The 22,955-nt window shown below is 69.2% G+C and carries 19 protein-coding genes; 10 read left to right on the forward strand and 9 right to left on the reverse strand.

All coding sequences use genetic code 11. The annotated features are described in order from the left end of the window. Window positions 1–236: 236 nt before the first annotated feature. Together ACIQ7M_RS38885 and ACIQ7M_RS38890 are read right to left on the reverse strand one after the other, a co-directional pair. On the reverse strand, window positions 237–1,337 hold the full coding sequence (locus ACIQ7M_RS38885; protein WP_355766119.1) for a hypothetical protein: 1,101 nt from the start codon (window positions 1,335–1,337) through the stop codon (window positions 237–239). 13 nt (window positions 1,338–1,350) lie between these two features. After that, window positions 1,351–2,805 (reverse strand): FAD-dependent monooxygenase, encoded by a 1,455-nt coding sequence (locus tag ACIQ7M_RS38890; RefSeq protein ID WP_355766122.1) that lies wholly within the window; start codon window positions 2,803–2,805, stop codon window positions 1,351–1,353. Window positions 2,806–3,719: 914 nt separating this feature from the next. Here ACIQ7M_RS38890 and ACIQ7M_RS38895 point away from each other — a divergent pair. From ACIQ7M_RS38895 to ACIQ7M_RS38940, 10 genes are all read left to right on the forward strand, one after another. Beyond that, entirely contained in the window at window positions 3,720–4,229 is a 510-nt protein-coding gene (locus ACIQ7M_RS38895) for a PhzA/PhzB family protein (RefSeq protein ID WP_389846583.1), read from the forward strand. A 47-nt stretch (window positions 4,230–4,276) separates the two neighbouring features. Next, window positions 4,277–5,446, forward strand: a complete 1,170-nt coding sequence (locus tag ACIQ7M_RS38900; RefSeq protein ID WP_355766128.1) for a 3-deoxy-7-phosphoheptulonate synthase — start codon at window positions 4,277–4,279, stop codon at window positions 5,444–5,446. A gap of 24 nt (window positions 5,447–5,470) precedes the next feature. Then, window positions 5,471–6,094, forward strand: coding sequence for an isochorismatase family protein (locus ACIQ7M_RS38905; protein ID WP_355766131.1), 624 nt, complete (start codon window positions 5,471–5,473; stop codon window positions 6,092–6,094). Further along, window positions 6,091–7,956, forward strand: a complete 1,866-nt coding sequence (locus tag ACIQ7M_RS38910; protein ID WP_403653289.1) for an anthranilate synthase family protein — start codon at window positions 6,091–6,093, stop codon at window positions 7,954–7,956. Before ACIQ7M_RS38905 ends, ACIQ7M_RS38910 begins: the two co-directional genes overlap by 4 nt. Continuing rightward, window positions 7,953–8,306: a hypothetical protein gene (locus ACIQ7M_RS38915; protein WP_403653292.1), complete on the forward strand. Its 354-nt coding sequence runs from the start codon at window positions 7,953–7,955 to the stop codon at window positions 8,304–8,306. The genes ACIQ7M_RS38910 and ACIQ7M_RS38915 overlap by 4 nt, the downstream gene beginning before the upstream one ends. Then, window positions 8,306–9,139: a PhzF family phenazine biosynthesis protein gene (locus tag ACIQ7M_RS38920; protein ID WP_403653295.1), complete on the forward strand. Its 834-nt coding sequence runs from the start codon at window positions 8,306–8,308 to the stop codon at window positions 9,137–9,139. The genes ACIQ7M_RS38915 and ACIQ7M_RS38920 overlap by 1 nt, the downstream gene beginning before the upstream one ends. 13 nt (window positions 9,140–9,152) lie before the next feature. Next, window positions 9,153–9,800: a phenazine biosynthesis FMN-dependent oxidase PhzG gene (gene phzG, locus ACIQ7M_RS38925; protein ID WP_403653298.1), complete on the forward strand. Its 648-nt coding sequence runs from the start codon at window positions 9,153–9,155 to the stop codon at window positions 9,798–9,800. Between the two features lie 106 nt (window positions 9,801–9,906). Then, window positions 9,907–11,007 carry a phenazine antibiotic biosynthesis protein gene (locus ACIQ7M_RS38930; RefSeq protein ID WP_403653301.1) on the forward strand — a complete coding sequence of 367 codons (1,101 nt, stop codon included), beginning with the start codon at window positions 9,907–9,909 and terminating at the stop codon, window positions 11,005–11,007. Continuing rightward, a complete protein-coding gene (locus tag ACIQ7M_RS38935; protein ID WP_403653304.1) occupies window positions 11,007–12,371 on the forward strand; it encodes an aldehyde dehydrogenase family protein in 1,365 nt (454 codons plus the stop codon). Before ACIQ7M_RS38930 ends, ACIQ7M_RS38935 begins: the two co-directional genes overlap by 1 nt. A 53-nt stretch (window positions 12,372–12,424) precedes the next feature. Beyond that, entirely contained in the window at window positions 12,425–13,939 is a 1,515-nt protein-coding gene (locus tag ACIQ7M_RS38940; RefSeq protein WP_403653307.1) for a GMC family oxidoreductase, read from the forward strand. A 206-nt stretch (window positions 13,940–14,145) separates the two neighbouring features. Here the strand turns inward: ACIQ7M_RS38940 and ACIQ7M_RS38945 are convergent, their stop codons facing one another. The 7 genes from ACIQ7M_RS38945 to ACIQ7M_RS38975 all read right to left on the reverse strand — a co-directional run bounded on the left by ACIQ7M_RS38945 (window position 14,146) and on the right by ACIQ7M_RS38975 (window position 22,640). Next, the gene (locus ACIQ7M_RS38945) at window positions 14,146–15,168 is read right to left on the reverse strand and encodes an Lrp/AsnC family transcriptional regulator (protein WP_389846563.1); all 1,023 of its coding nucleotides are present in this window, start codon (window positions 15,166–15,168) and stop codon (window positions 14,146–14,148) included. A 714-nt stretch (window positions 15,169–15,882) separates the two neighbouring features. Further along, the gene (locus ACIQ7M_RS38950; RefSeq protein ID WP_403653312.1) at window positions 15,883–17,118 is read right to left on the reverse strand and encodes a hypothetical protein; all 1,236 of its coding nucleotides are present in this window, start codon (window positions 17,116–17,118) and stop codon (window positions 15,883–15,885) included. Next, the gene (locus tag ACIQ7M_RS38955; RefSeq protein WP_403653315.1) at window positions 17,115–18,164 is read right to left on the reverse strand and encodes an aspartate-semialdehyde dehydrogenase; all 1,050 of its coding nucleotides are present in this window, start codon (window positions 18,162–18,164) and stop codon (window positions 17,115–17,117) included. Before ACIQ7M_RS38955 ends, ACIQ7M_RS38950 begins: the two co-directional genes overlap by 4 nt. A gap of 29 nt (window positions 18,165–18,193) precedes the next feature. Continuing rightward, the gene (locus ACIQ7M_RS38960; RefSeq protein ID WP_355766159.1) at window positions 18,194–19,168 is read right to left on the reverse strand and encodes a helix-turn-helix domain-containing protein; all 975 of its coding nucleotides are present in this window, start codon (window positions 19,166–19,168) and stop codon (window positions 18,194–18,196) included. Window positions 19,169–19,288: 120 nt separating this feature from the next. Further along, window positions 19,289–19,768 carry a response regulator transcription factor gene (locus ACIQ7M_RS38965; protein ID WP_389846557.1) on the reverse strand — a complete coding sequence of 160 codons (480 nt, stop codon included), beginning with the start codon at window positions 19,766–19,768 and terminating at the stop codon, window positions 19,289–19,291. 87 nt (window positions 19,769–19,855) lie between these two features. After that, window positions 19,856–21,313: an aldehyde dehydrogenase family protein gene (locus tag ACIQ7M_RS38970; protein ID WP_403653321.1), complete on the reverse strand. Its 1,458-nt coding sequence runs from the start codon at window positions 21,311–21,313 to the stop codon at window positions 19,856–19,858. Window positions 21,314–21,359: 46 nt separating this feature from the next. Further along, the gene (locus ACIQ7M_RS38975) at window positions 21,360–22,640 is read right to left on the reverse strand and encodes a hydroxyacid-oxoacid transhydrogenase (RefSeq protein WP_386980908.1); all 1,281 of its coding nucleotides are present in this window, start codon (window positions 22,638–22,640) and stop codon (window positions 21,360–21,362) included. Window positions 22,641–22,955: the final 315 nt, after the last annotated feature.

A 22,955-nucleotide genomic window follows, 5' to 3' on the forward strand; every position in this document is an offset into this window, starting at 1 on the left:
GGGGGGGGGGGTCACGCGTCCGGCCGGGGGGGTGTGTGGGGGCCTGGGTGGGGCCCGGGGGGGCGCGCCCCCGGGGTCGGGTCCCCCCGGGGGGGGGGGGGGGGGGGCGGGGACGCGGTCGGGTGGCCAGGGGCGCGAGCCCCTGGCCACCCGGTGGAAGACGAGCGGGCCGTGACCATTCATGAAGTCTTCGAGTTTTTCACGAATCGTCAGGCTGTTCGCTCCGAGGCCGAGCCTCAGACCCCTCGGTTTCCGGTGGCCGCCTGGACGGTGTCATCCTGCGGGGAAGTCCGGCGGACCGTCGCGAAGTTGAACGCCTTGTCGCGAATGGTGATGGTCCACGAGAGTCCGGACCTCTCGCCCACGGTAAGTCCCAACACGATGAGCGGCATGTGCCACTCGTACTTCACGAGCGTGCCCTGGTCCGCGTGGGCGTCCGTGCCGTCGTGCGCCGATACATTGCCGTAGTTGTTCACGGCAAAGACGTCGGGCGTGGCGATCATCTTCCCGATTCTGGCCTGGCCGGCCTCGACGAAGTCCTCTCGCCGCTCGATGCGGGACAGCGCGTCTATCTCGCGCTGCTCCTCGGCGCGATAGTAGTCACGGATCTGGATTCCCGTGCTCTGCTCGATGACGCTTCGCGGCACCGTCAGAAACCGAAGTGTGTTGCCGAGCGGCAGCTTCGGTGAGTAGAGGCTGTTCTTGAGGACGAACATGTTCGCGCTGTCGCGGTCAAGGAAATCCGACCTCATTCGCTCCAGGAAGGAGCCGATCTTGACCGGCGCGTCGGAGCCCTCGGTGAACGTGACGGGGAGTTCCTTGGTCGCACCGGAGGGCGAAGTCTGAGCGGGCGGCAAGAAGTCCGCCAGCTCATCGGCCCGGATCTCCAGCTCGGCGAGGCCTTCGGCGATCCGGAAGCCGTCCTGACGGGTCTTCAGGGTGCTCATCAGCGCCTGGTGGAATCGGAAAACCTTGTATCCGTCCTGCAACGGAAACGGTATGCACGTGAAGATGCCCTGCAGGTGCGGGTCGGAGCGATAGGTGACGGAGGCGAGCAGAAAGCTGTCGTAGTAGCTTTCGTACTTTTCCGCGAGGAGCTCCTGGAACGACGAGAGGGGGAAATCCTCAGGAGTGTCGAAGGTCAGCTCCACCAAGTGACACTTTGAGAAGAGCGGATTCCCCCGGAAGAAGTGCTTCATGGCCTCCTCGAACTCGGCGAGTTCGAAGGCCCTGTCAACCTTGTACGTGGAGAGCGACGGAAAGAACTGTGACGCGTCTATGAACGGGAACGTGGTCAGGGAGAGCCGAAGAATCTTGTCGGCGATGGAGAGGGTCATTTCGTTTCCTCCATTAACTGGTGTGAGCCGGGAAGCGCCGCCGGCGATTTCCCATCAAAACGCGCCACATGATGCCCGGGGTGCACAGTCCTGTCGGCGGTTCAAGCAGGTACTGGACTTTCAGGAATTTCTCGGCCACGACCATGTCCGTTTCGGCCGCGGCGAGCACCTTGTCCATGTAGGAGTTGATGAGCCGCACGGGAAGGGGCCTCGGGCCTTCGATCTGAGGCAGGGCCAGATCACTGCCGGTCGCCATCTTCCAGGCGACGCCGATGGGTTTGGCGGCCTTGCGGAAGAAGCGCTGCCCGACCTGATCCAGGTCACCGCTCAGCGAGTCACGCAGCGCCATCGCCTGGAGCGAGGCCACCGTCATCCCCTGGGCGTAGATGGGGTTGAAGCTGGATATCGCATCGCCCACCACCAGCAGCCTGCGCGGGAAGCGGGTCAGCTTCTCATAGCGACGGCGCACGCTCGCCGGGAACCGGTGCGCGGAGATCTCGCTGAGCGGCTCGGCGTCGCGGATCGCCGCGAAGACGTGTTCGGGAACCAACGGCCTGGCGAACTCCACCCACCCGGCCGGGTCGGTCGGCGGATGGTGGTCGCGGTATCCGATCAGCGTCAGGACCCAGCGGCCGTCCTCTTCCTCCAGGAATTCCGCGCCCTTGGGGCTCCCCGGCGCGTGCCCGATGATCACGACCTTCTCACGGCCCATCGAACCAGGGGCCGGCCGCAGATACCGGCTGGTGTACATGATGTCGACGTCGATACGCTCCTCGAGCGGGGGCTCGTATCCCATCTCGACCAACCACTTGGTGGTCCGTCCGGACCGGCCGGTCGCGTCCACCACCAGATCGGCGGGGATCACGTCCTCCGAGCCGCTGCCCACGTACCTGACACGCACACCGGTGACGGCGTCATGGTCCGAGGTGGTCTCGAGGCCGGTGACCTGGCACTCGTCGATGATCTTGATCTTCGCGAGCTCCCCGATCCGGGCGCGGAGCCGGCTCTCCAGATGCGGCCGGCTCGGCTGGTAGGTGCGGGACAGGTCGGCGTACTCGCCGTCCATGCACAACAAGTGCCCGCCCAAGCTCATCCGCAGCTCGGCGGGTCCGTCGATGACGGGCGCGCCACCGGCGACGAAGTCGTCGAGTATCCCCGGGAACAGCTCCTCGAAGATCTTCGCGCCCTTGGAGAGCAGGCCATGAGCGTGGCGACCCTGCGGGACACCTCGCCGCTGAGTCCGCTGCCCCTCCGGCAGCTGGTCACGCTCGACCACCGTTACCCGGTCGAATGCCTCGGAGAGCACCCGGGCTGCAAGCAGACCCGAAATACTCGCTCCCAGCACCACCGCATGTTCACCGATACGCTTCACTGGAATTCCTTCTGGTTGGGCAAAGTGTCTTGTGTGGGTTGTGTCATGCGAGATATGGGTGATCGCGGCCGATGCTCGGGCGATATTTTCCCGCATCCTTCGATATGGAAATCATCGAAGTGTGCAGCGCGCACCGCGAACATAGGTGCCCTATAGGTTTGGCCACCGCACGTGGCGCGGTATTGGCCTGTTCGTTCCATCGAGCGCGGCTCGCGTGGCCGAAATTCACGTCGGACGCGAGGTTCCAGCACGTCGGCGGTCAGGCCGGCGGCGGGTGCCCGGGCACCGGTGCAGCCAGGAGCTCCGGGCTGCCGGTAGGAGTGGTCGCGGGCGGCCCCTATAGAGGGGACAGGAGTGCGGGCCGGCAGGCGGCCCGGCTCCCGGATGTTCGACCGGCCGCCACCCGGAGCCCTGATCGGTGGATCGGGGCTCAGGTCTCAGGGCTCAGGCCTCGTAACACGATCACGGTGCCGGCTTGTCGATTGCCCACTGTCGTCACCCTTGTCACCGGGAAGAGACTCGGGCCGCACGCGTGGGACCAGGTCGTCCGGTCGGGACGCCGTCGACCGGAGCAGGCGCGCGTCCCGTCGATCCGCCGGGACGCGTTCGACTCCGCGAGCGGTGTCCGGTGGATCGTCGAACACTCCCGCTTCCGTCCACCGGCACAGCCGGCGTCGGACGAATCGTCACACCGGACACGGCCCACCCGCCCACAGTCACAAGATCGTTTCACGAGCACTCAGGCGAAATCGCGCCCGCCATGGAGCAGATCCCTCAGACGGAGATTCCGGCTGGAATTTTTCGGTCAGACGGCGGTGATCGGCTTCCCGAACCAGCCGGGGTATGAACAAGATTTCGCCTACCCGCCGAGCGCGGGAGGGGGGCTCAACAGAAATCTCATGAACCAATGCATGATGGTGCCCTTTCGGCGTCGTCATGTCTGGTCGTGTCGTGTCCGCCCTTGTGCGCGCGGTGCCTTCCGCTTTACTTCGGCACTACAGGAAGAGCCAATGGTCGACATCACCGGCACCACTGAAGCCACCGATACATTCTCGAGTTCCCGCGGCGACGCGGAACTGCGAGCGAGCAACCGCGCGATCGTGAAGCAGTACATGAATACCCGCGGGGAGGATCGCCTGCGTCGGCACCTTCTGTTCACCGAGGACGGCACCGGTGGTCTCTGGACGACCGAGACCGGGCAGCCGATCGTCATCACGGGCAGGGACCGACTGGGTGACCACGGCCAATGGTCGCTCAAGTGCTTCCCCGACTGGGTCTGGACGAACGTCGAGATCTTCGACACGCAGGACCCCAACCAGTTCTGGGTCGAATGCGACGGCGAGGGAACGATCCGCTTCCCCGACTATCCCGACGGCCACTACAGCAATCACTTCCTGCACTCCTTCCTGTTCGAGAACGGGAAGATCAAGCGCCAGCGCGAGTTCATGAACCCCTGCCAGCAGTTCAGGGCTCTGGGCATCACCGTTCCTCAGGTCAAGCGGGCCGACATACCGACCTGAACGCCGTTCGCCGGGCGGCTTCTTACCCATCAATGGAGAAGGTCGTTATGGGAAACATCCTTGCCGACATCGACAGAGCCCAGGCGCGCCATCAGCCCGAATGGGACAACCCTTCACAGGTCGAGCTCGTACGAGCGATGCTGTCATCCGTCACACCGCTGGTGACCGCGGCGCAGGTCGAGAACCTCCGCTCCCACCTGGCCCGCGTCGCCACCGGCGAGATGCAGGTGCTCCAGGCCGGGGACTGTGCGGAGGACCCGGCCGAGTGCACCGCCGGGCACATCCGAGGCAAGACCGGACTCATCGATCTGCTCGCCCAGAACCTGGAGAACGCCACCGGCAGGCAGACGCTGCGGGTCGGGCGGATCGCGGGGCAGTTCTGCAAGCCCCGCTCCAGCCAGGTCGAGAAGCTCGGCGACGACGAACTGCCGTCCTTCTTCGGGCACATGATCAACGGGCCGGAGCCCACCCACGAGAGCAGGCGCCCCGATCCACTGCGCATGCTCACGGGCTACATGGCGGCGCGGGAGATCACGACGCGGCTCGGGTGGGTCGGGTCGGCGCCCCGGCTCGACGGGCCTGTCGTCTGGACCAGCCATGAAGCGCTGCTCCTGGACTACGAGATGTCGATGCTCCGAGAACTCGACGGCGGCGGTCGGCACCTGCTCGGCTCCACCCACTGGCCGTGGATCGGTGAGCGGACCCGGCAGATCGACGGCCCGCACGTCGCACTGCTCGCCCAGGTGGCCAACCCGGTCGCCTGCAAGGTCGGCCCGTCGATGACCGCCGGCGAGATCGTCGAACTGTGCGACCGGTTGGACCCGGAGCGGGAGCCGGGCCGGCTCTCACTCATCGTGCGCATGGGCGCCGACCTCGTCGCCGACAGGCTGCCCCGGCTCGTCGAGGCGGTGCAGTCGGCCGGGCACCCGGTGGTCTGGCTCAGCGACCCGATGCACGGGAACACCGATTGCGCGGCCGACGGCACCAAGTACCGGCTCGTGGAAACCGTCGCCCGGGAAGTCCGTGGCTTCCGGCGGGTCCTGGACCTGGCGGGGGTTCCGGCCGGGGGGCTTCACCTGGAGGCGACCCCCGACGACGTGACCGAGTGCGTGCTGGACACGGCCGAGCTGGGGTCGGGCCCCGTCACCAGCCTGTGCGATCCGCGGCTCAACACCCCCCAGGCCATCAAGGTGGTCTCGGCGTGGTCCGAGTACTGAGATTCCTAGAGAGGGAGCCTTGTGATGACGGGAATACCGCCGATCGCGCCTTACAGACTGCCGCTGAGGGATGCGCTGCCGGAGAACACCGTGCGCTGGACCGTCGACCCGGATCGGGCGGTGCTCCTCATCCACGACATGCAGAGCTATTTCCTGGAGCCCTTCGAGGAGGGCATGCGCAGTGAATTGGTGAGCAACATCGCCGATCTCAAGAAGCGCTGTGGAGCGCTGGGGGTGCCGGTGGCCTACACCGCCCAGCCCGGCGGGATGACGGACGAGCAGCGTGGGCTCCTGAAGGACTTCTGGGGCCCCGGTATGCGCACGGACGAGACCGAACGCGCGGTCGTGCCCGAACTCGCACCCGACGCGGACGACTGGGTGAGCACGAAGTGGCGCTACAGCGCGTTCTTCAAGTCGGAGCTGCTCCAGCGCATGCGCGCGCAGCGGCGTGACCAGTTGATCATTTGCGGCGTCTATGCGCATATAGGCGTGCTGTCGACCGCTCTGGAGGCGTTCTCCAACGACGTCCAGCCCTTCCTGGTCGCCGACGCGCTCGGCGACTTCTCCGAGGACCGCCACACGATGACCCTCGAATACGCGGCACGGTGCTGCGCCATGGTGGTCCGGACCGAGGACGTGCTCGCATGAGCGCCCTGCTCGAACAGGTTCTCGCGCTGGAGGTACCCGCCTTCGCGATCATCCACCGCCCCGAAAGCGGCTCCCCCGGCACGCTGGACGTCCTGACCGGCCAGGTGACCGAGTACAAGTCGCTGGACGACATCCCGTTGGCCGACGACCCCGGGCCGGGGCCCGCGCTCGACACGCTGGTCCTCGTCCCCTACCGGCAGCTGGCCGATCGCGGCTTCGCCGCGCTGGACGACGCCACGCCCCTGCTCGCGATGAGCCTCACCGCTCGTGACACGGTGCCGGTCGCCGAAGCGCTCGCCGGCTTCCCGCAGGTCCCGACGGAGTTGACCGACGGTCACTTCGACATGGACGACGACGCCTACGCGCAGATGGTGCGTCAGATCGTCACCGAGGAGATCGGCACCGGCGAGGGTGCCAACTTCGTGATGAAGCGCTCGTTCGTCGCGGACATCGGCGACTACTCGCTGACCAGCGCCCTGTCGTTCTTCCGGCGGCTGTTGGAGCGCGAGGAGAAGGCCTACTGGACCTTCATCATCCACACCGGCCGCAACACTCTCGTCGGTGCGACACCGGAGCGCCACATCTCGCTCACCGGCGGCACGGCCGTCATGAACCCGATCAGCGGCACCTACCGGTATCCGTCCGGCGGCCCCACCTTGCAGGGGGTCATGGAGTTCCTCGCCGACACCAAGGAGACCGACGAGCTCTACATGGTCCTCGACGAGGAACTGAAGATGATGGCCCGGCTGTGCGACGACGGCGGGCGCGTCCACGGCCCGTACCTGAAGGAAATGGCGCGGCTGGCGCACACCGAGTACCTGATCGAGGGCAGGACCAACCGCGATGTGCGCGAGGTCCTGCACGAGACGATGTTCGCCCCGACCGTCACCGGAAGCCCGCTGGAGAGCGCCGCCAAGGTCATCTCGCGCTACGAGCCGAAGGGCCGCGGCTACTACAGCGGGGTCGCCGCGCTGATCGGACGGGACGCGGCCGGACAGCAGACGCTCGACTCGGCGATCTTGATCCGGACGGCCGACATCGATCCCGGCGGCCGGATGAACATTTCCGTGGGGGCCACACTGGTGCGCCACTCCGACCCGATGGCCGAGGCCGCCGAGACCCACGGCAAGCTGGCGACCCTGCTCAACGCGCTCAAGTCCGGCCGTCCCTCCGGCTACGCGGCCGACCCGGAGGTCCGCGTCGCCCTGGAGCGCCGCAACGAGGGGATCGCGGACTTCTGGCTCCGGGGCACGGGCGAGAGTCCGTCGGCCGGGGCCTCGCTGGACGGCATGACGGCACTGGTCGTGGACGCGGAGGACACCTTCACCGCGATGCTCGAACAGCAGCTGCGGTCACTGGGGTTGTCCGTGGAGGTCCGCCGCTTCGACGAGCCGTACGACGTGGCGGCCCACGACCTGACGGTCTTCGGCCCCGGTCCGGGAGATCCGCGGACGACCTCCCACCCCAAGATCGCCAAGCTGCGGCAGTCGATCGACACCGCGCTGGCGAGTCGCCGGCCGATGCTGGCCGTGTGCCTGAGCCATCAGGTGCTCAGCACGAAGCTCGGCTTCGAGCTGCACCGCCGCGAGGTGCCCAACCAGGGCGTACAGCGTGCGATCGAACTGTTCGGCGTGCCCGAACGCGTCGGTTTCTACAACACGTTCGCCGCGCACAGCGCGGTGAGCGAGCGAACCGTCGAAGGGATCGGCGTGGTCGAGGTGAGCCGGGACCAGGAGACCGGCGAGGTGAACGCGCTGCGCGGGCCGGGCTTCGCCTCGATGCAGTTCCACGCCGAGTCGGTGCTCACCGTCGACGGCCCGCGCATCATCGAGAAGGCGATACAGGGGGTACTCGGCCGATGAGAGTGGATGTCGTCTGGTGGGACCTGGCCAGGTCCCACCAGACCGTCGAGTCCCTGGAGGAGGACCTTCGTGACGGCTCCGTCGAGCCGTGGCACGAGGTCAGGGGACTGCGCCTGAAGCTGTGGATCGCCGACCGTGAACGCGGCCGCTGGGGCGCGGTCATGTGGTGGGACTCGGACGTTCCGGCGGATCAGCATCTGCCCCCCAACCGGGCGGCCGAGCTCATCGGGTACGCACCCGACCACCGCACCGGCTTCGACGTCGCGGCGGTGGCCGAGGGGATCGACTCGCTCGGCCTCGCCTTCTCCGCCGGGCCCTCGGTACCGGCACAAGACCTGGAGCGCAAGTAATGCACCGATACATGGTCGTGGACGCCTTTGCCAGCGAGCCCCTGCTGGGCAACCCGGTCGCCGTCTTCCTCGACAGCGAGGATCTGACCGGTGGGACGATGCAGCGCATCGCGAAGGAGATGAACCTCTCCGAGGTCACCTTCGTGCTGCCGGCAGAGCAGGACGGCGACGCACGGATCAGGATCTTCACCCCGGTGAACGAACTGCCGTTCGCCGGGCACCCGCTGCTCGGCACAGCCTTCGCGCTCGGTCGGACCTGGGGACGCGACAGGCTGCTGCTGGAGACCGCGATGGGGGTCATCCCGTTCGAGCTGGGCACCCGCGACGGCGCCGCATGGGTCCGGATGGAGCAGCCGGTTCCCCGTTCGAAGCCCTACGACCTCGCCACGGAACTCCTGGCCGCACTCGGGGTCGAGTCGTCGACGGCCCCCGTCGAGATCTACCACAACGGGCCGCGTCACGTGTTCGTGGGGCTGGGCGACGTCGAGGCGCTCTCCGCCCTCCACCCGGATCATCGCGCCCTCTCGCGCTTCCCCGACATGGCCGCCAACTGCTTCGCCCCGGCGGACGGGGGGTGGCGGACGCGGATGTTCTCCCCCGCCTACGGCGTGGTCGAGGACGCGGCGACCGGTTCCGCCGCCGGGCCTCTCGCGATTCACCTGGCCAGACACGGGTTCGCCGAGTACGGGCAGGAGATCAGGATCACCCAGGGTGTGGAAATGGGACGCCCCTCGGTCATGAGGGCGACCGCCGAGGGGGTCGGCGAGTCGATCAGCTCGGTCACCGTCGGCGGGCACGCCGTCATGGTCGCCGAGGGAACAATCAATGTCTGACGGGGGCCCTTTCATGGACGCAAGTGGATTCGAGTCCCTCAGCGGGAAGGTGGACCTCCCCTTCCCCGAGTACGACCGGCCGCCGTCGGAACCTCTCCGACTGGTGCGCAGCTGGCTTTCCGAGGCGAAGGACATCGGAGTCCGCGAGCCCAGCGCGCTGGCGCTGGCCACTGCCGACTCCCGCGGCCGCGCCTCCAACCGGGTGGTCGCCATCACCGAGGTCACCGACCTCGGTCTGGTGTTCACCAGCCACAGTTGCAGCCAGAAGGGACGCGAACTCGCCGATACGGGGTGGGCGTCGGGTCTGCTGTACTGGAGGGAGACCGGTCAGCAGATCATTCTCTCCGGTCCGGTCGTGCTCCTGCCCGAAGCCGAGTCGGACGCCCTGTGGTCCGCCCGGCCGATTCCGTTGCACGCCATGTCGACGGTCACCCGGCAGAGTGAGCCCCTGGAGGGCCTGGAGGACGTCGAGGCCCTGCGCTCCAGGGCACGCGGCCTGGAACTGACCGGGGAGGCCCAGCCCCGGCCGGAGTTCTTCGTCGGCTACCGGCTTCAGCCCGACGTCGTCGAGTTCTGGTCCGCCAGCTCGGACCGGCTGCACCGCAGGCTGCGCTACGACCGCGACTCGCTCCAGTGGCGTACGAGCCGGCTGCAGCCGTAGTCCCCGCTCCTTCGGCCAACCCTCCTGACGCCCACCGCCTTTCACCGCTTCGGCGGCTTCGTCGTCGTGCCCGGACACACCCGACCCTTTCCCTGAGGAAGTGACCATGCCTCTCACCCCAGACCAGATCCTGGATCTCCCGTTCGACGTCCAGCCCGATCCGGACGAGTTCATCCGCGCCGCCATGGAGTGGCACTTCAATCCCGAGACCGGCTGCACGTTCTGGCTGGACCGAGCCGCCACGCTCGGCTTCGATCCGCGAGCCGACGTCAAGACCCACGAGGACCTCCGGCTCTTCCCGAACGTGGCCGCGGAGCTTCGTGACGTCCGGGGCGAGGACCTGATACCCAGGGGATACGGAAATCAGCCCGACGTGATCGGGTTCTTCGAAAGCGGCGGCACCACCGGCGCCCCGAAGCGGGTCGTCCTGATGCGGGACTGGCTGGTCCGCATGGTGAGCTGGAGCAACGCGAACCTCGACCGTCACGGTGTGCCGCGCGGAGCGAACTGGCTGGGAATCATCCCGACCGGGCCGCACGTCGTGGGCACCCTGTTCCGGCAGCACGCCGTCACGCACGGCCGCCACGGCTTCACGATCGACCTCGATCCGCGCTGGGTGAAGCGGCTCATCGCCGAAGGTCAGTTCGGGCAGGTCGACGCCTACGGCCAGCACCTCATCGACCAGGCCGCCGAGGTCCTGCGGACGCAGGACGTCGGCCTGCTCACGATCACGCCCCCGCTGCTGGAACGGCTGTCCAGGGACGAGAAGCTGGTCGCCCTGGTGAACGAGCGCGTGAAGTGCATCAGGTGGGGCGGCACGCAGATGGACGCCGACTCCCGGCGCATCTTCAAGACCGAGGTGTTCCCCGACGTCGCGCTGTGCGGCGAGTACGGCAGCACGATGATCATCGGGGTCGCCGGCGAGCGTGCCGGGATCTCCCTCGACGATCCGTGTGTCTTCGACTCGTTCTCCCCCTACGTGACCTTCACGGTCGTCGATCCGAAGAGCCTCGATCCGGTGCCCTACGGAGAGCGGGGCCGGGTGCTGGTCAACCACGTCAGCAAGTCCTTCCTGCTGCCCAGCAACCTGGAACGTGACCTCGCCACGCGCATTCCGCAGGAGAACGGCCTGGTCGGGGACTCGGTCGCCGACATCTCCACGGTCGCGGTGTTCGAGGACGAGGACGTCATCGAGGGGGTCTACTAATGATCGACCTGCCCGCGCTCGGCGCGAAGGGCGCCTTCCGCGCCAGCAACAGGCAGACGGTCACCGATGTGGCGGGCACCGCCCGCGCGGAACTGAGCCTCGTACCGCCGCTGTACGTCAACCGCACCATGGCCGCGCTGCGCCGGGGCGGTGTCCTGCCGGCCGACGAACGGGCCGACGCGCTGATCCGTGCGGCGGAACTCTTCGCGACCTCGACGATCGACGGCCTGACCGTCGAGGAGTATCAGCACGCCGTCAGCAGAGTCGGTGGAGTCCCGATCTCCTCCGTCGTCACGGCGACCACGACGGTCGCCGAGCGGGTGGCGAAGGCTCATGCGAGCGTCCAGTACGCGCGTCCCCGGGGGGCGGTCGACGACTGGCGCGATCCGCTGACGCGGACCGGGCGTTCGGTGTGGACACGGCGCGGAGACGTGTTCGCCGTGCACGCCGCGGGCAACCACCCCGGCACCCACAGCATCTGGCCCGAGGCACTGGCGATGGGCTACCGCGTCGCGGTCCGCCCGTCGAGCCGCGATCCCTTCACCCCGCACCGGCTCGTGGCGGCGCTGCGGAGCGCCGGATTCGCCGACGACCAGGTGGCGCTCCTGCCCACCGACCACGCCGGTGCCGACGCCGTTCTGCGCGGCGCCGACCTGGGGATGGTGTACGGCGGCGAGGAGGTGACCCGCAAGTACGGCGGGGCCTCGACGGTGCTGCCGCAGGGGCCGGGTCGGTCGAAGATCCTCATCACGGCCGACGTGGACTGGCGCGACCACCTGGACGTGATCGTCTCATCGGTGAGCGGCCACGGCGGGACCGGATGCGTGAACACGACAGCCGTCTTCGTGGAGGGCGACCCGGCTCCGCTCGCCGAGGCCGTCGCGGCGCGGTTGTCCGCCGCGACCCCCTTGCCGCCCGAGGACGACAAGGCCGTACTCCCCGTACAGCCGGTCGCGGTCGCCAAGGCGATCGAAACGCACCTGCTCAAGAAGGCGGCGGGCACCCGGGCCTGGCTCGGCGGCGACGGCGTCGTGGGCGAACTCGGGGACGGGAGCGCGGCGCTGATGCCGGCCGTCCACCAACTCGACGATCCGGCCGCTCCGCAGGCAGGTGTGGAACTGCCGTTCCCTTGCGTGTGGATCGCGCCGTGGACACCCGAGGCCGGCACCGAGCCGTTGAGGAACACGCTCGTGCTCAACGCGATGACCCACGACAGCCGGCTCATCGACCGCCTGCTCGACGAGCCGACCATCAGCAACCTGTACCTGGGAAGCCAGTACACGCACTGGATGGATCCCTCGGTACCGCACGACGGCTACCTCGCCGACTTCCTCATGCGGAACAAGGGCGTCATCCGGAACTGAACGTGGTTCCGGAACGCTCCCTCCGACTCCCACGAGACCGAAAGGCTCCTACCTTGTCCCACTCCGTCGAACCGGCCGACGTCCTGATCGTCGGCGGCGGGTCGGCCGGTGCGGTGCTCGCCGCGCGCCTGAGCGAGGACCCCGCCCGGCGCGTCGTGCTGCTCGAGGCCGGGCCGGACTACGGCCCCACCCGGTTCCCCGACGCACTGCTCGACGCCAACCGCATCGCCGATCTCGATCACGACTGGGGATACACCTCGCGGGGCGGGCGGCTGAGCCCCTCGATGGTCGCCCTGCGCGGCAAGGTGATGGGCGGGAGTTCCGCCGTCAACGCCGGCGCCGCCCTCCGCGCCCGGGCCCGCGACTTCGCCCGCTGGGCGGAGAACGGGCTCGACGACTGGAGCTTCGCCGACGTCCTGCCGTACTTCCGTGAACTGGAGAACACCCCCACCGGCGAGGACGAGTTCCACGGGCGAAGCGGGCCGATGCCCGTGCGCCAGCTGACCGACTCCGAGCTGACCCCGGCGCATCGTGGCTTCATCGACGCCGCGGTCGCCCTCGGCCACAAGCGGATCACCGACTTCAACGGTGCCGAGCAGGACGGCGTCGGGGCCTTCGCGGTCAACGTCCTCGACGGGATCCGGCAGAACACCGCGCTGGTCTACCTCACCGCTGACGTGCGCGCTCGCCCGAATCTCACGGTGCGCGGTGCCGTCAGCGTCGACCGGGTCCTGTTCAGCGGTGGCAGTGCGACCGGAGTGGTCACCGCCGACGGGACCGTGCACCCTGCCGACGAGGTGATCCTCTCCGCCGGGACCTACGGAAGCGCGGCGATCCTGCTGCGCTCCGGCATCGGCCCCGCCGGCGAACTGGCCTCGCTCGGCATCGAGCCGCTCGCCGACCTACCCGTCGGACAACACCTGCAGGACCACCCGTTCTGCCCCGCGGTCCATGCCCTCGCCCCGGGGCGAGGGGAGATGGCTCCGGCCCTCGGCGCGCTGCTGTGGACCGCCTCCAGCGAGGCCGCGGACGGTGAACTCGACCTGAACGTCGTCGCCGTGCATCCGGGCGGGGCTCCGTTCATGCCCGCCGGCGGCGTCATCGCCCTGTCGACGGCTCTCGTGCTCCCCGAGGCACAGGGCACGGTGCGCCTCACCAGTCGCGATCCGCTGGCCCAGCCCCTGATCGACCACAACTACCTCGGCACCGAACGCGACCGCCGACGCATGCTCGAAGGCGTACGGATCGCCCGTGATCTGGCCCGTGACCCGGCACTCGCACCGTCGCTCGCCGGGCTTCTGATGCCGCGCGAACTGCCCGACGACGCCGAGGAGTTGACGCGGGTGATCGAATCCAGCCTCGCCATCTACGGTCACCCCACCTCCACCGCCCCCATGGGGGCCGCCGACTCGCCCCAGGCCGTCGTCGACTCCCGCGGAGCCGTGCACGGAATCGCCGCCCTGCGAGTCGTGGACGCCTCGATCATTCCGTACGTGCCCTCCAGCGTCACCAACCTCACCACGATCATGATCGCCGAACGCATCGCCCACCTCGTCTACAGCAACTGACGCCCCCGGGCCGCCGATTGGCCGGCCACTCACCCTGACGACTCCGGGGCCGGGCCACGGGCCCCGCGTTCCGGCACGTCACCGCCGCTTCCCCGGCTGAACTCGACGGGAGTTCAGCCGGGAAGCCCGGCTTGGGGTGGTTCGGCGCGCTTCACGCGGGCCAGGCCGAAAGACGACAGATCGACCGATGGAGGCCCGAACCCGCGTCAGGCCGAATCGCTGCGCCTGGGGCTGCTGTGCAGGAACGGACTACAGGATTTCAGGGTCCTCTGGACAGGACTCGTCTCGATCATGCGGATGGAGTCCAGCGCGCTGAGACTGTCGGCCAGATAGTCGTGCAGTTCGCTGGGACTCTTGCACAGGACGAGGGCCACCAGGTTGGTCGGGCCGGTGGTGGAGGCCAGGAAGGCCAGTTCCCTGTGTTGGATCAGGGTGCTCGCCACCTGGTTCAGGTGCGCGGGGGCGACGGACATCCACAGCAGGGACTGCGTGGTGATGCCGTACACCTCCGCACTGATCTCGACGTCGAAGGTGAGCATGCCGCCGGCCTGCAGAGCGGCGAGCCGGCGCGTGATGGTCGAGGAGGACTGACCGGTCTCGGCGGCGAGGTCCGTGTAGCTGATGCGGCCGTTGTTCTGCAACGCCGCCAGCAGGTGCCAGTCCGCCTGGGTCAGGGACGCACGGAGCTTGGGCTCGTCGGCGTCATCCGACGAGTCGCGCGCTCGGCGCAGTTGTTCCTGCTGCTCGATGGTGAGGGCGGTCGTGTGCCCCTGCCATGCGGTGGGACCGCCCAAATAGGTGTGCAGCAGGCGGTGCGCCGACACCTCGGCGATGTTGGCCACACGAGGGATCTCGCGGAACAACAGCGTATGGTGCGCCGCGGAGTTCATGACGAAGCATATTTCGGTTCCCCCGGACACGAGCCGCACCCAGGTGGTGTCGTCGCGCCGGGCCAGGCTGTACGCGACGCTCTGAGCGGTGTTCGGGCTGGCCGTCAGCCTCAGAATCCATTTCCCACCCGACGGTTGCCGCGGGTTCACCACTCCGACGACGCGAAGCGACAACTCGCTGCTCAGCCGCCCGTAACGACGGGCGACTGTTTGCGTGGAGACGCCCAGAACCTCGGCGATCCGGCTGAACGGCGCCCGACCGTCGATTCGCAGGGCGTGAATGATACAGTGGTCTAATTCATCGACTGTGGGGATCGTCGGCTCGGAAAATTCGCCCACTGGCCGTCTAGGACCATGGACGCTCAGCAAGGCTTGCTCAGCAAGGTTCGCGGCACCAGTTTCCCCCGGTTGGCCTGGGACAGGACCTCGTCAATGGGCGTGACTATCGGCGACGGCGCTTTTCATCACCAGGACCCCGGCGAGTTCCGTTCCACGATGATGGTCAGTCAGTTCTCGTGATCGGTCATGCTTTGCCGGAACTTGGCGCGCGGACATGAAGTCCATACTCGCGCTTTAAGGAATTCACGTTGGGTATCACCGGCGTCCGCGTTGTACGCCTGCCGGGGAACCTCGCCACCCTGTACGACCTGGTCAAGGCCGAACGATTCAGCAATTTCGCATGCAGTCGCCGCCACTACACCAGCCCCCCGACCAGCTCCTGAACCACTACGGACCATGACCGTCACCACGAAGTGGATATCAATAGGTCAAGAGGAACTCGCCGGGATCCTGACTCGTCGTCAGGTTCGGTCGGCGGAATTCCACTAGGTTCACACTTCGGACGAGCATACATGTTCTAGCCCTTCGTGGGTACGGCGGTCCGCCACGGGAACCCGGGGACCGAGCCGAGGATCCATGGCGGCGATCGCGCCAAGAGGCCGTTGCCGTGCCGGAGTTGAGCGGTGTGTTCCGGCGGACGTCGGCGGCCCTGACCTGCGGTTCCGCGTCGGCGTCCCTCGCCGGCCGGTCCGCTCCGTCCGCCCGGCCTCCGGGTCAGTCGGGGCACTCGTCCTCCGGGACGGAGGCCGGGACCGGCGTCGGGACGGGCACCTGGGCCGGGGCGGGCACCGGGCCGATCAGGACGTCGCTGTGGGCGGAACGGGCCTTGGCCGGCGAGGGACCGGCCGGCCCCGGGGCGCCCGGAGTGTCCGGGTAGAGCAGGAGGTGGCGCCTGCGGGCCTCGGCCGCGGCCTCCGGTCGCGGCACCACGGTGTGTTCGGCCCGGCCGTCCGCCCGCAGGGTGGTGACCAGGCACAGGCCGTCGAGGAGGCGCGCGGTCCGCACGTGCCGGGCCACGCCCCGCGCCCCGGCCGGCACCGCCAGACACACCTCGTCCGAGGTCTCGAACTCGGTGACCGTCAGGCCCTCGGCCCGCAGCCGTCCGCCCACCGACCGGCGTTCCCGTCCCGACCGGAAGGACCACACGTCGCTGTCCTTGAGCACGACGACCGCTGCCGCCGCCGGACCCGCGCCGACGGCCGTCCCGGCCTCCGGAACCCGGCTCCACGGGAAGGGGCGGCACAGCAGTCGCACCCCTTCGCGCTCCGCCCAGTCCACGGCGCGCTCGTGGACGACCTTCGCGCCGTGGCGGGACATGCGGCGCACTCCCTCGTAGCTGATCCGGGTCAAGGTGCGCGCCTCCGGCACGAGGTGGGGGTCGGCGGTGCACACCCCGGGCACGTCGGAGAAGAGCTCGCACGCGTCCGCGCCCAGCGTCGCGGCGGTCGCCACCGCCGAGAGGTCCGAGCTGTTGCGGCCCAGCATGACGGTCCGCCCGGCCGCGTCGACGGCCTGTCCGCCGGGGACCACCGCGATCGGGCAGTCGGCCAGGGCCCTGGTGAGCGCCTCGGGACTGGCCGAGACCAGCTCCGCCCGGTCGCCGGGCCCCTCGGCGAGGAGCCCGGTGGCCGCCGCGGGCAGCGGGCAGCCGGGCACGCCCGCGGCGTCGAGCGCGGCGGCGAGCAGGGCGACGCTCACCGTCTCGCCGGCGGTCAGGAGCATCGCCGCGGCCGGGGCGGGCGGGTCGGCGGCCAGCGCGTCCAGGGTCTGCTGGAGTCTGCCCGTCGTACCGGACATCGCGCTCACCACGACGACCACCGGGCGCTCCTCCTCGGTCCCGCGACGCACCGCGTACCGGGCCACGCGGCGGTAGCCGTCGAGGTCGGCGAAGGCGGAGCCGCCGAACTTCAGCACCAGCGGCCGGGGGGCCGGGGCGCGACGGCCCGTCATCCCAGCCATCCGTTCTTCGCGGCGAGCTCCACGATCTGGAGGGCGTTCAGGGCGGCGCCCACCCACAGGTTGTCGGCGACGACCCAGAGCGCGAGGGCGCGGTCGTCCTCGGGCTCGACGCGGACGCGGCCGACGTGGACCAGCGCCCGGTCCTCGCGCCGGGCGAAGACGGTGCGGGGCATGGGGTACGAGGGGCTGTGGGAGCGGCGGTGGACGCGCAGGCCGGGTGTCGCGGCCAGGGCCTCCTCGACCGCCGCGGCGGTGACGGGCTCGCGCAGGGCGATGTGCACGGCTTCGGAGTGGCAGTCGAAGACCGGCACCCGTACCGCGGTGGCGCTCACCCGCAGGTCCGGCAGTCCGAGGATCTTGCGGGGTTCGCGGACCAGTTTGCGTTCCTCGTGGGTGAGGCCGTGTCCGTCCGGGAGCCCGATCTCGGGCACGAGGTTGAAGGCCAGCGGCTGGCCGAAGCGCCCGCCGGGGGCGCCCTGCGTACGGGGGTCGTCCAGGACGGCCCTGGACTCCTCCGCCAGTTCCCGCAGCCCGCGCACCCCGCCGCCGGAGGCCGCCTGGTAGGTCGCCACCACGACGCTCTCCAGACCGGCCAGTTCGTGCACCGGGTGCAGGGCTCGCACGAGTTGGATGGTCGAGCAGTTGGGGTTGGCCACGAGGCCGGACGCCGGCCGGTCGTCGAGCGCGGCGGGGTTGACCTGGGGCACCACGAGCGGGACGTCCGGCCGCATCCGGAACGCCGAGCTGTTGTCGACGACCAGCACTCCGGCCGAGGCCAGCCGTTCGGCCTCCCGGCCGCTGATCTCCGCGCCCGCGGAGAAGACGGCGACGTCCAGGCCGCGGGGGTCGAGTTCGTCGAGGGTGACCAGGTCCGCCAGGGGCAGGGACAGGCCCAGTTCACGGCCCAGGTCCCGGCCGACGCTGCGCGCCGATCCCACGGGCACCACCTGTTCCACGGGCACGATCCCGCCGTCGAGCAGGGCCAGGCATTCCCGGCCCACCGCTCCGGTGGCGCCGACTACCGCGATGCGCAGCATTCCCGTCCTCCTGTCGCCCCGTCCGGGGCTCAGTACGTCGTCACGTCCGGTAACCGGCCCCGGAAGGCCCGCCGGTACGCGTGGGGGGTGGTGCCGAGGAAGTGCACGAACTGGTAGCGCAGGGCGGCCGCGTTGGCGAATCCCGTACGGGCGGCCACGGCCTCCATCGTCTCGTCGGTGTTCTCCAGCAGCCGCTGGGCGCTCAGCACCCGCTGGGCCAGCAGCCACCGGTAGGGCGTGGTCCCGGTCTCCGCCCTGAAGCGGCGGGCGAACGTGCGCGGCGACATGCAGGCGCGGGCGGAGAGCTGCTCGACGCTGATCTCCTGGTCCAGGTGCTGTTCGGCCCAGGTCAGCACCTCGCGCACCCCGTCCTCCCCGTACTGCGCGACCGGCCGTTCGATGTACTGGGCCTGGCCGCCCTCGCGGTGCGGGGGTACGACCATGCGCCGGGCGATGGCGTTGGCGACGTCGCTGCCCTGGAGCTTGCGCACGAGGTGGAGGCAGGCGTCGATCCCGGCGGAGGTGCCGGCCGAGGTGAGGATCGGGTCCTCGTCGACGTACAGCACGCCCGGTTCGACATGGGCCTTCGGATAGCGCTCGGTGAGTGCGTCGGCGTACCGCCAGTGCGTGGTGCAGCGGCGTCCGTCGAGCAGTCCCGCGGCGCCCAGGACGAAGGCGCCGACACAGACGCTGACCACGCGGGCGCCGCGGGCCACCGCCTGGCGCAGGGCCTCCAGCAGGGCGGGCGGAAACTCCCGGGTGTGGAAGTCGTCCCCCACCGGTATGGCGATGAGGTCGGCCTCCTCCAGCCGGTCGAGGCCGTAGGGCGTGCTGATGGTGAATCCGGGAACCGCCCGCACCGACGGGGATTCCGCGGCGACGAGCGCGAAGTCGTAGGCGGGCAGCCCCTCTTCACGACGGTCGATCCCGAATACCTCACACACGACACCCAGCTCGAAGGGATGGACGTTGTCGAGCAGGACCGCGGCTACGTTCTTCAGCATGTTTTCCAATGTGGCAGTAATACATGGTGTTCTGACAGTCCCTCCGCTGTCGCTTGGCCGGATCAGCCCTCATACTCACGGCATGGACCCGGAAGCGCGTCGGGATTCACCCGCCGGCGCTCATGGGTGGGACACATCGTCGACGGGCTGGCCGATGGACACGATCCCGCTGCGGATACCCATGACGACGGCTTGCGTCCGATCGGACGCGCCGACCTTCATGAAGACCGCGGACAAATGGTTCTTCACCGTCTTCTCGGATATGCCGAGTGCCTTCGCCACACGCCGATTCGAATTCCCCTGGGAGATGAGGACGAGAATTTGACGTTCGCGGGCCGTCAGCACGGCGAGGGCCTGGCGTGCCCCGGCCGCCTCCGCGGAGGGCGGCGGGGCGGGGACGGCGCCGCGCCGGCCGTCGGCCCGTAGGTCCTCGATCAACTGTTCCTGGGCCTCGAGGGCGTCCTGCGCCTCGCCCAGGGCCTTGTGCACCTTGGCGACACCTTCGGCCAAGGCCGTCACGGGCTGCGCCGGTGCCCCGCAGACCACACAGCATTGCCGGGTCCCCGGTTCCTCGACCGACCCGCGCACAACAGGCGACATCAGATGGACTCCCTCCACCGAGGTGAATTGACCGGACCGCTCTTCTCCGTAGGGCCGAGATCGTGCGAAGGAAACCGGGGTACCGCGTCAGGAAGGAAGCTGAGCGTGGATCGCCACCGTCTTGCACCGCGTGTATTCACGCAGCGCCTCCAGCCCCTTCTCCACTCCGATTCCCGAGCGCCGGTAGCCGCCGAACGGCAGCTCGACTCCCCCGGCCGCGCTGTAGTTGTTCACGAACACCTGCCCCACCCGGAGCCGCCCGGCGAGCCAGTGGGCACGCGTCACGTCGGACGTCCACACTCCGGCGGCCAGTCCGTACGTGGTGTGTTCCGCGAGGGCGACCGCTTCCTCCAGCGAGTCGAAGACGGAGACACACAGGACGGGACCGAATATCTCCTCGTTGAACACCCGGTGTTCCGGGGTGACCTGATCGAGGATGGTGGGCTCCACGAAGAACCCCTCGGCACAGGCCTTCCCTCGGGGGACACCACCGCCCGTGCGGAGAACGGCGTCGCGCCGGCCCCCGGCCAGGTGGCCGAGCACCCGCTCGCGCTGTCTCGCGGAGATGAGCGGCCCCATGTCGGGATCGGCCGCTCCCGGCCCGATGGTCAGGGCGCGGAACCGTTCGACGAGCGCGTCCACCAGTTCGCGGTGGACGGACCGGTGGACGAGCAGCCGGCTGCCGGCCGAGCAGTTCTGCCCCGCGTGCTCGGTGATCGACTCCACGATCTGCGGCACCGCGCGTTCGGCGTCGAAGTCGGGGAACACGAGGTGCGGGGACTTCCCGCCGAGCTCCAGGGTGACCGGCACGATGGTGCGCGCCGCCGCGGTCATCACGGCCTCGCCGACCTCCCGCGAGCCGGTGAACGCGAGCCGGTCCAGGCCGGGATGCGCGGCGAGTGCGGCGCCGGCCTCCGTTCCGTGGCCCGGTACGACGTTCAGGGCGCCCGCCGGGAGCCCCGCCTCCTCGGCGATCTCCACCAGCAGGAGCGAGGTCAGCGGCGCGTCCTCGGCGGGCTTGAGGACACAGCAGTTTCCGGCCGCGAGGGCGGGTGCCAGGGTCCTGGCCGCTATCTGGAGCGGGTAGTTCCAGGGGATGATGTGCCCGCACACGCCGTAGGGCTCGCGCAGGGTGAAGGCCGGCCGGTCCGGCCGGTGCTGGATGGTCTCGCCGCCGAGGCTCTCCACGGCGTTGGCGTAGAAGTCGAAGTAGCGGGCGGCGATGTCGGCGTCGGTGAACGACTGGCGCAGCGGCTTGCCGGTGTCGAGCGTCTCCAGTGCGGCGAGTTCGCCGCGCCGGGAGCGCAGGACCTCGGCGATGCGGTGGCAGATCCGGGAGCGCTCGACCGGCGTCGCGAACCGCCAGACCGTCTCGTGGGTGTGCCGGGCCGCTTCCACCGCCGCCCCGATCTCGGCCGGGCCGCAGCGGGCGACGCGGGCGACGGTGCGGGCGTCCGACGGATCGAGGACGTCGATCCACCGGTCCGTGGGAACCTGCTTCCCCGCGATGACGGCCGGGTGTTCCGGTATCGATGCATCACTCACGGGTGCATCCAGCTCCTTGGCGTGGGGGGCGCACTTCTTCGGTGGTTCAGTGGGTCATCGAACCGGCGATGACCCGCTCGAGATCACGTGGGGCCACGTCACGCGGGCAGCACACCAGCAGCCGCCGCTGTTTGAGGGCGCCCTCGACGAGGCCGGGGAGGTCTTTGGCGGAGTAGCCGAAGTCCCGCAGCCCGGTGGGTCCCCCGGTGTCCGCGACGATGCTCAGCAGGGTGGCCGGCAGCACGTCCGAACCGTTCGCCTCCGTCACCCCGTCGAGGTTCGCGCCGAGCAGCTCGGCCGCGCGCAGATGGCGTTCGGGAGAGGTCGGGTAGGTGAACTCGAAGGCCGCGGCCGCGGTGGAGACGACGGCCGCCCCGTGCGGCACCATGGCGTGGTCGACCTCGTACCCGTCGGGCCGGTAGTCGCGCACCATCCCCGCCACGGGGTAGGCGCAGGCGTGCGGGATGTGGGTACCCGCGTTGCCGAATCCCATCCCCGCGAAGCTCGCGGCCCGGCTCATTCCCGTACGGGCCTCCAGGTCGTCGGGGTTGAGCACGGCGCGCCGCAGATGGCGGCCGACCAGCTCCAGCGCCTGTTCCGCCCATACGTCGCTGATCGGGTTGGCTCCGATGTACAGCGGACGGTCGGCGGGCGTGGGATACGGGGGGCGCCGGTCGTAGGCGCGGGCCGTGTACGACTCGCATGCGTGGGTCAGGACGTCGTAGCCCGAGGAGGCGGTGACGGCCGGGGGCAGCGTCAGGGTGTTGACCGGGTCGACGAGCGCCAGGGACGGCATCAGCCGCAGGTCGCTGATGCCCGTCTTCACGTTCAGGTCCGTCACCCCGAGGGCGACCATGGCGGTGCACTCGCTGCCGCTGCCGGCGGTGGTGGGCACGGCCACCAGGGGCTTGAGCGGGCCCGGGACCGGGGCTCCGGCGCCGATCGGGGCGTTCAGGTAGTCGCGTACCGGGCGGCCGGGGTGGCTGAGCAGCAGGTTCAGCATCTTGGCGGTGTCGATCGAACTGCCGCCGCCGAGCCCGACGTAGCCGTCCACCTGGAGGGCTTCCAGTTCACGGGCCGCCTCGGCGACGCTCGTGTCGGTGGGTTCGACCCGGGCCCGGTCGAAGAGCGTGACCGAGATCCCCTCCTGCTCGATCTGCTTGGCGACACGGGCCGGCAGGCCGAGCCCGGCGAGGACGGGATCGGTCACCAGCAGCACCGAGGCGACACCCGCTCTGCGCAGTTCGTGTCCGAGGTCCCCGGTGGCGCCGACACCGAATTTCAGTGGTGGGGCCTGCCAGGCGATTAATCGTTCATGCTCCGGCATCCCGCCACCCCACCCGAGCGATTCCACAGTCCGTCCCCGCCTTCATCGACTTGACTCGGAATTCCGAGAAATTGCATGACGAACGGCGACGCGCACCCAGACGTCTCGGCCGACTCGGTGAATCGACGTCACCTTCACTCAGAATTTCGACCAGGCGAGGGCCACAGTAGCCAGTCGGTCTGCGTCTCGCCATAGGTCCCTTGCCCTATGACAGAAACGGCTCAATCACAACCACCGGCACATATCGGAAGTCAGCGGATCAACACCCCGGTCCGCGCCCCGGCACCGGCCCGGCCGGGCGCCGGCCCCGGGGGC

It is taken from the genome of Streptomyces sp. NPDC096324 (genome assembly GCF_044763015.1).
GTDB lineage: Bacteria > Actinomycetota > Actinomycetes > Streptomycetales > Streptomycetaceae > Streptomyces.